This is a genomic window from Chengkuizengella axinellae (assembly GCF_030730905.1).
GTDB classification, from domain to species: domain Bacteria; phylum Bacillota; class Bacilli; order Paenibacillales; family KCTC-33759; genus Chengkuizengella; species Chengkuizengella axinellae.
On sequence record NZ_JAVAMP010000030.1, the window covers coordinates 1 to 7,678 of the forward strand.

Consider the following 7,678-nt stretch of genomic DNA (forward strand, 5'->3'; position numbering starts at 1 on the left):
AATGGCGCCAATCTTAAAGAATGGCGCCTTTTAGATTTTAGGGCCATATTGTTTAATAACAATATGTTAGAATTAGGAAGAGATTGGGGAGAAATATATATAAAGTAACTATGATGTTTTACAAACAACATGATGATAAGCAGATACTGTCCCCGTAAATAATCATTATAATGAAAATGGTGCTGATTGAGAGCAAGAGGTGAAATTGATATGGATAAGTTTAGTCGACTATTCGACCTAAACAGATATTTAGAAGATGTAGAAGTTTGCTTTTCAATAAACGGAGATGTAGAGCAAAATGCTTACTTCTTATCAGAATCAATATGTTCAAGAATTATATGTATTGGTAATGCTTATAAATTACACTATCTCCCGTTGATAGATATTTATGGTGATATAAAATTAAATAAAACACAAGTTTTTTCACTTATTGAAGAATTGTTATTTATAAAATCTATTATTAATGATGAGGTTATTGAGTACTTTGTTCCATCTATAATTAAACTTTTGGAAGAAATAACACATAGCAAAGATGAAAAATTTTTATTGATATTGGGGAATTAAATTATATCCTTATTCAATTATCTGGCGCTTTTAAGAAACGTGACATATTAATTCTATATATTAGTATGAAGGTGGTAAATACATGAAGTTAATTTGTAAAAGATGTGAAATAGAAATTTCTAAACAGATAACTGAATTACAAGATTTAAAATTACTAAGTAAAAATAATGATAAAGATTATATACCTGAAGGGTATTTTCTTCAGGATAGTGGTAAAGATAATTCAACAAATACAAGTAGTTTTATAATTATTAATGTTAAGGATTTAATAAACTCCAAATATCATTCTAATACCAGGAGATTAAATGGATGTTGTGGTTATGATGGTTTAGATGGTGTTAATAGAGTATGCATAAATAATCATGAGATCGGCACTGAAAAATCAGACTGTTGGATGCCACATTATTTAACTCTAAATTCAGATCTGGTTGCATTCATTTAATAATTCTACGTCATAGTCAATTTTAAAAGAATATAGACAAAACATGGTTTATATAAATGGTGAGCGTTTATAGTTTCTATCTTCGACAATCTGGCGCTATCCTGGAACAAGATCAGCGCTTAATTTCATTTTAGGGGCCATATTGTTTAATAAGGGATAGGGTTAATGTACAACAGACACCACATGTATTTATGAGTATTTTTAATAGACACAATACTCATAGAGGTGTGCGCTCATAATGGCAGATTGAAAATCGTTAGATAGCAACAGCATATGCTAAAATTCACAATCTAAAACCATCACCTAACTTATCCGAAAGGGGAGTGTAGCATGTTGAGGAAAGCCATGAGATATTTTGACCCAAATGCATGCTTTATATTGAATAACATGGAAACCACGACTTAGATTACAACACATATGATTAACAATGGTGCTCATATAGAAGTAATACAAAGTTTACTAGGTCATGAGAAGAGTGAAACTACAAAAATATATGCCCAATGATATCAATTGTATAGCCAATGTTTTAAAGATGAGACAAATGAAATGTCCTTTTTCTTAGTGTATAATTTTTGCTTTATAATTTGTATAAATTGTCCTTAATTTTGGATTTGGACCATAATGTGAATAAAAGTAGGAAATGAACAAATTATAATTATAAAGAAGTTCTTCTTATAAGTTAAATCTATCTTATAAACCTAAGAGCAATTAGGTGGTGGGATCTGGGCATACTACCCTAAAAACTGGGATGTTTCAATTACAACGCCTTTCTTTATGAGAAAGTACAGAAACTTAAATACAGGACATTGTGGTTACTTCAATAGGATTTTTTGGGTTCTCAAAAATGAAATTAATGTGTCCATTCATCTCAATTCATATTTTTTTCGTTTTCATAGTGTAAACTGTATGAAGTCAGTGAAAATTACTAAAGTTGGGGGTTATCAATGATGAAAAAATATCTAGTTACGACGGCAGCCTTAATGATTTCGATTTTAGTTTTCTCAGCATGTGGAACAACAAACGATGAAGGTTCTGATTCTTCAGACCAAAATGGGAGTCAAGAATTAACTGTAATTGGTTCAAATTGGGAATTTGATCAAGAAACATATACTATACCTGCGAATGTGGATGTAGCGTTTAATTATGAAGATGCAGAAGGTATTCATGGGGTCAAATTAAGACCATATGATGATAAGGATAACATTATTGTAGAAGTAATGGATGGAGACAGCGCTACAATTAACTTGGAACCAGGTACGTATGAAATCCGTTGTTTAACATTTTGTGGTGATCCTGGTCATAAGGAAATGAGATCTCAACTAGTTGTAGAGTAATTGAATACTTATTATAAAAACCTAATGATCTCCGTAAAAAACATTAACTTACAATTTATTCACCAAAATAATTAGTGAGTCGATTAAGGACTGAAGATTTCAGTCCTTTTTGTTATATTAGAATTAATTCAGTTCTATCAATTCAAATAAAAGGTGACATGATATAGTGAAATTGTAACACCACATAGAATACAAAATATCTTATACTATTCATAAGAAAGTGGTGTTGACAATGGCAAGAAAAAAATATGAAAAATCATTTAAAGAGAAACTAGTACGTATGCATTTGGAAGAAGGACGAACGATCAATAGTCTAGCCAAAGAATATCAACTGGGACACGGGAGTCTGAATACTTGGATAAAGCAATACCGTAAAGAATGCGAAAATAACAAGATGTTATCAAAAGATTCCAATTCCGATATCTTCGATCAACTTGCTGAACTACGCAAGAAAAATGAAGAATTAGAAAAAGAGAATCGATTCTTAAAAAAGGCGGCAGCATTCTTTGCGAAGGAAAGTCAGAATTAATATATGAGTTTATCCAAAATCATGCCTCTGAATTTGGCGTAAGATGGCTATTGCAACGATATCAGTTATCTCCCAATGCATATTAAAATTTCTTAAAGCAAAGAAAAAGAAAATAACTTCAACGTAAACAAGCTGTGCTAGACTGTATAAATGATTTGTATCATCGTTACGAGGGCAAACCCGGATATCGAATGATGAAGACTTACCTAGAGAATCAGGGTCATTTCTACAGCTTACTTACTGTACATAAATATATGAAAGAGTTGAATTTTCGCTCTATTGTATTCAAGAAAAAGCCTACTTACGTCAAGGGAAAACCGCATCAGGTATTTCCTAATCTCATAAATAGAAAGTTTATTGCAACGAATAAAAATGAAAAATAGTGTACAGATTTTACGTATATGCATCCATTTATCTAATGGTTCATTACGATATAACTGCTCCATTCTTGATTTAAAGGATCGAAGTATTGTAGAGACTAAAACAGCACCTTATGTTACCGCAGATTTAGCCATCGAACCACTACAAGAAGCTTTAGATAAACACCATCCTAAAGGAGAACTGATTCTTCATAGTGATCAAGGGGTCCAATTTACTGCAAAAGCTTTTATTGATTTTTGTAAGAAGAATAGAGTTACACAAAGTATGAGTAGAGCTGGATGTCCGTATGATAATGCTGCGATGGAGTCTTTCTTTGGCAAACTCAAAAATGAACATTTGCACCATTATTATTTTGAAAATGATGAGCAGTTACAAACATTGATCCATGATTATATTTACGGTTATTACCATCATATACGCCCACATAGTGCCTTAGGTGGGATGACCCCAATGCAAGCAAGGTATGCTTAATAAATTCTACATAGTGTTACAATTTTGCTTGACCAGGTCAAGGTGGGGATATTATGCGTGAGGTATTTCAAGTCAAATACTCCAGCAAAGAAGGATTTTTAGAAGGAAAATAGAGAATTTTGTTGATAATATGGGTTACTATGGTATGAAATGTTATTCCACAAAATGGCGCAATTACTTAATAATAAGCATTAGCTTTTTCCCCTAATTCAATAGTTCTATAAATGATTGAATGTAAATATTGAAGAAACCCAGTTAATCTTCTCATGTGAAGATAACTGGGTTTTTAAAGTTGGGAATGCAAAATAACATTTTAAAATAAGTGCAAATCACCTACAAAAGTTACAGACATCTCACGAGAGAATTTATTTACTTTTTTATCAATTGTTTTATTGTAAGTTGAGCAGGTAAATTCATAGCATCAAATACGACGCCGATCTTTTCTTTAATTTCGGCATGTTTATTTATATTTTCCTTACCAAATATCTTTACCGTTCCGCTATCTGCAGAAATTAATCCTAGCACTGTTTTAAATGTTGTTGATTTACCTGCTCCGTTATCCCCAATGAACCCAACAATTGATCCAGATGGTACATTGAAAGTTACATCTTTTAAAACAACTTTGTTATCAAAAGATTTGCTAATATTTTCAATCTCTAAAAGGTTTGGCATCATTACACTCCTGTATTGAAAGTTAGTACTCTTTCCTTAAAGACTGTTTTCGCATTGATTGTTGTTTTTCGTACTAAGGTTTAAACATATACACAACTACAGTTCGGGGCATCTTTTCTATGATAAAACGATGACAATCGTATAAAACCACATGTTGTGATTCCAATTTAGTAACAATAGCAACAAAATAGATTACTAAAAGAACCAACCTTCTTAAAAAAAATGCCAATATTCCATAGTTTGTTTTATAGTGTTAAATCAATCAAGTGAGTAGCTCCATCTGATTGACAGATGCTCAATTTTATTTGAACGAGTTCATTAAATTTCTACATGTGTGAGGTTATGTTATATCAGGCACCTTTTCCTAATACCCAGCGGTCTTTTTTGAACATGAATGAGCCAAGTAAAAACAAGATAGCGATAACGAGAATTGAGCTTCCTACTACCATTCCTATGCTTTCAATAGAATATACGCCGAAAATTAATTGTTTAATTAATGCGAAAATATTGAAAAAAGGAATGAGAAAATGGGTTGTAGTTAATTCATTTACAGATACACCCATTAGTAAAAGGAATGGAATCATCCACAATATTGATAAAGGTGAGGTATAATTTCCAGCTTCCTTAACTGTGTTTGCTAATAAACTTAACATCATCATGATACTAGACACTAAAGATCCAAAAGCTAAAACTCCTATACTCATTACGCCAATGAATGACACTACTTTATCGTCTGGAATAACATTAGTTAGTCCTTCGGTGAAAAATTTAGTAGTAACAACAAACATGACAGTTGCTAAAATCCCACTAAACGTGCTTAAGGTAGAAACGGTTAACCATTTACCAAAAAGTATGCTTGTGCCCTTTACTGGTGTCATTAATAATGCTTCCATCGTGTTCCGTTCTTTTTCTCCTGCAAATATATCATTACTAGTAGGTATACCAGCCGTAATAATAGACATCACAATAATTAGTGGAGCAAGAATGCTTAGAAGAAAGCTTGATGCATCCTCCTCAGATTCAGAAATGCTATTAATCGAGAATTGAAATGGTTCAAATACTTCAGCGTCTAAATTAAAGTTTTCATACCTCTTCTGTTGGACTGCTTCTTTAAAAGTATTTAGATGAGTGTTTAACGTACTAGTCGCTTGCTCTCCTTTTTGACTAAATTGATCTACATATATATCAATAGTAGGTGATCCACCTTGTTCGATTTTGTCTAGAAAATCTACTTCTGCATATAAGGCAATTGTTGCTTCTCCATCCTTCACAGTTTGTATAGGGTCTGTCACCTTTGAAACGGTTAAACTATCTAGTTGAGAGAACCATGTATATGTTTCATCATCCATCGTGTTTTCTACAGCAACCGTATACTTTTCGGGTGAATCGTTAAAGAAGAATGCCTCGTAGAAAAATACCATTCCTAAGCTAAATAACATTGGAATAAGAATACTAAGCATGATTGTCTTACGATCACGAAGAGAGTCAATTAATTCTTTCTTATAAATTGTCCAGATCATTTTAAGCACCTCTCACTAATCTTGACATGAAAATATAGTTTAAATCTTCGCTTTCTTCTTGTTTATACAATTCATCTATATCACCTTGATATACGAGCTCACCTTTATGAATCATTATAATTGATTGACATAATAATTTAACCTCTTCCATAATGTGACTAGAAAAAACAATCGTTTTACCTTCTTTACGAAGCTGGTGAACTAGTTCACGAAACATATTCGCTGACGAAATATCAAGGCCTGTAGTTGGTTCATCAAACAATATAATGTCAGGATCATGAATAAGGGTCCTAGCTATAGCCACCTTTTGACGCATCCCTTTTGAATATCCGCCAACTCTTCTGTCTATATAATCCTTCATGCCAAAACGAACAGCTAATTGATCTATGCGGACATTCGTTTCGTGTTTGCTAATACCGTAAAGTGAGGAGAAATAAGCTAAATTCTCTCTTGCAGAAAGGCGATCATACAATCCAGTTTCACTGCCGAATAAAACGCCGATTTTCTGTTTTATACCCATTGTTTTCTTGGATATATCAATACCGTTAATCTTAATAGATCCATTTGTAGGCTCCATAATTGTTGATATCATTCTTAACAAAGTTGTTTTCCCTGCACCATTTTCTCCTAATAGACCAACGATCTCACCCTTTGAAATAGAAAAAGAAACATCCTTTACAGCCGCAATCGTCTTCTTCTTTTCCTTAAATTGTTTGGATACGTTATTCACTTCGATCATCCATCGTTCGCTCCCTTCGTTCGTAACTGCTTACACGTATGATTCACCATCTTTATATATTAAAATTAAAATGCCAATTGTTAAAAACTAAATTCTATTTAATCAAAGCCTTATATTCAACACTTATACACAAAGTAGAGGTTATTCGTAGGTATATAAAAAAGATGGCGTTCTCATTAAAGAAGAAATATTTTTTTAAGGTAAATATAAAATATTTTTAACTTTAATAATAGAGGGGTTCAATTTGATGAGATTAAAAATACTAATATTATTGATAGTTTTAGTTCTAGTTGGATGTAACTCATTTGTTGATGAACCAGATGCATTTTCTAAAGATGATACTTGTATTATAAACTCAACTGATACAGTTAAATTATGCACTGGAATGAGCAAACAAGAAGTAGAAGACATTTTTGGAGCAGGGCAGTTATCAAACTTAGGGGTTTATTATGAAGAAGAAGGCTTGGAGTTGAGTTACAGAGATGATCATCTTGTTATGATTGGATTGTTGAGGGCATCTGCAAATAAATATATGACTCCTAGAGGTGTGGGAATAGGTATCCAACAAAAAGAATTGAAAAAATTATATGATAAGAAACACGCTCATAGTGTTGAAGGTTCTGTTGAGGTGTATAGTTTTGCTTTATCAAGTGAAGATTACGAAAATACATATAATCTTACATTTAAACGTTTCAAAAATAAATATTCGGAATGGTAGCACTGGCTACGATGTTGATATCACTGAAGAGCTAGAAAAAAAGCAGTTCATTAAGGGTATAAAGGGTACTTATCAAAAAGGAGAACTTGCCTTTGGACGAATGGGTTATGGTTATAGGGTCAAGATTTATAATCAGAAAGAAAAAGAAGTAAACGATTTTTATATTAATCCTGGAAATACAGTTCGTTTGAATGGTTTTTTCTTTAATGCCAGAGGGCATTCGATAGATTATGATTATATTGAATCACTATTTGAAAAATAACCTCTATTTGTCAATCAACAATAGATTAATTTCAAGTCTTCGGCAA

Annotated in this window: 10 protein-coding genes and 1 pseudogene; 8 read left to right on the plus strand and 3 right to left on the minus strand. The window is 32.2% G+C overall.

Annotated features, from left to right (window positions below):
• The first annotated feature begins 210 nt into the window (after positions 1–210).
• The 7 genes from Q5Y73_RS24295 (at position 211) to Q5Y73_RS24320 (ending at position 3,721) form a co-directional block, all read left to right on the plus strand.
• Positions 211–564 carry a hypothetical protein gene (locus tag Q5Y73_RS24295; protein WP_305994509.1) on the plus strand — a complete coding sequence of 118 codons (354 nt, stop codon included), beginning with the start codon at positions 211–213 and terminating at the stop codon, positions 562–564.
• 82 nt (positions 565–646) lie between these two features.
• The gene (locus tag Q5Y73_RS24300; protein ID WP_305994510.1) at positions 647–1,006 is read left to right on the plus strand and encodes a hypothetical protein; all 360 of its coding nucleotides are present in this window, start codon (positions 647–649) and stop codon (positions 1,004–1,006) included.
• Between the two features lie 417 nt (positions 1,007–1,423).
• On the plus strand, positions 1,424–1,510 hold the full coding sequence (locus tag Q5Y73_RS24305; protein WP_305994517.1) for a tyrosine-type recombinase/integrase: 87 nt from the start codon (positions 1,424–1,426) through the stop codon (positions 1,508–1,510).
• A 440-nt stretch (positions 1,511–1,950) separates the two neighbouring features.
• Positions 1,951–2,340 (plus strand): cupredoxin domain-containing protein, encoded by a 390-nt coding sequence (locus Q5Y73_RS24310; protein ID WP_305994511.1) that lies wholly within the window; start codon positions 1,951–1,953, stop codon positions 2,338–2,340.
• Between the two features lie 232 nt (positions 2,341–2,572).
• On the plus strand, positions 2,573–2,869 hold the full coding sequence (locus Q5Y73_RS24315; protein WP_305994512.1) for a transposase: 297 nt from the start codon (positions 2,573–2,575) through the stop codon (positions 2,867–2,869).
• Between the two features lie 134 nt (positions 2,870–3,003).
• Positions 3,004–3,252, plus strand: coding sequence for an IS3 family transposase (locus Q5Y73_RS24975; protein ID WP_371320276.1), 249 nt, complete (start codon positions 3,004–3,006; stop codon positions 3,250–3,252).
• Positions 3,227–3,721 (plus strand): integrase core domain-containing protein, encoded by a 495-nt coding sequence (locus tag Q5Y73_RS24320; RefSeq protein WP_305994513.1) that lies wholly within the window; start codon positions 3,227–3,229, stop codon positions 3,719–3,721. Before Q5Y73_RS24975 ends, Q5Y73_RS24320 begins: the two co-directional genes overlap by 26 nt.
• Positions 3,722–4,096: 375 nt before the next feature.
• On the opposite strand, the pseudogene Q5Y73_RS24325 reads toward Q5Y73_RS24320, so the two are convergent.
• The 3 genes and pseudogenes from Q5Y73_RS24325 to Q5Y73_RS24335 all read right to left on the minus strand — a co-directional run.
• Positions 4,097–4,393 (minus strand): annotated as a pseudogene (locus tag Q5Y73_RS24325) (ATP-binding cassette domain-containing protein); the annotation flags it as partial.
• Between the two features lie 350 nt (positions 4,394–4,743).
• On the minus strand, positions 4,744–5,913 hold the full coding sequence (locus Q5Y73_RS24330) for an ABC transporter permease (protein ID WP_305994514.1): 1,170 nt from the start codon (positions 5,911–5,913) through the stop codon (positions 4,744–4,746).
• Between the two features lies 1 nt (position 5,914).
• Positions 5,915–6,652, minus strand: a complete 738-nt coding sequence (locus Q5Y73_RS24335) for an ABC transporter ATP-binding protein (RefSeq protein ID WP_305994515.1) — start codon at positions 6,650–6,652, stop codon at positions 5,915–5,917.
• A 247-nt stretch (positions 6,653–6,899) separates the two neighbouring features.
• Here Q5Y73_RS24335 and Q5Y73_RS24340 point away from each other — a divergent pair, with 247 nt between their 5' ends.
• Positions 6,900–7,370, plus strand: coding sequence for a hypothetical protein (locus Q5Y73_RS24340; protein WP_305994516.1), 471 nt, complete (start codon positions 6,900–6,902; stop codon positions 7,368–7,370).
• The last annotated feature ends 308 nt before the right edge of the window (positions 7,371–7,678 follow it).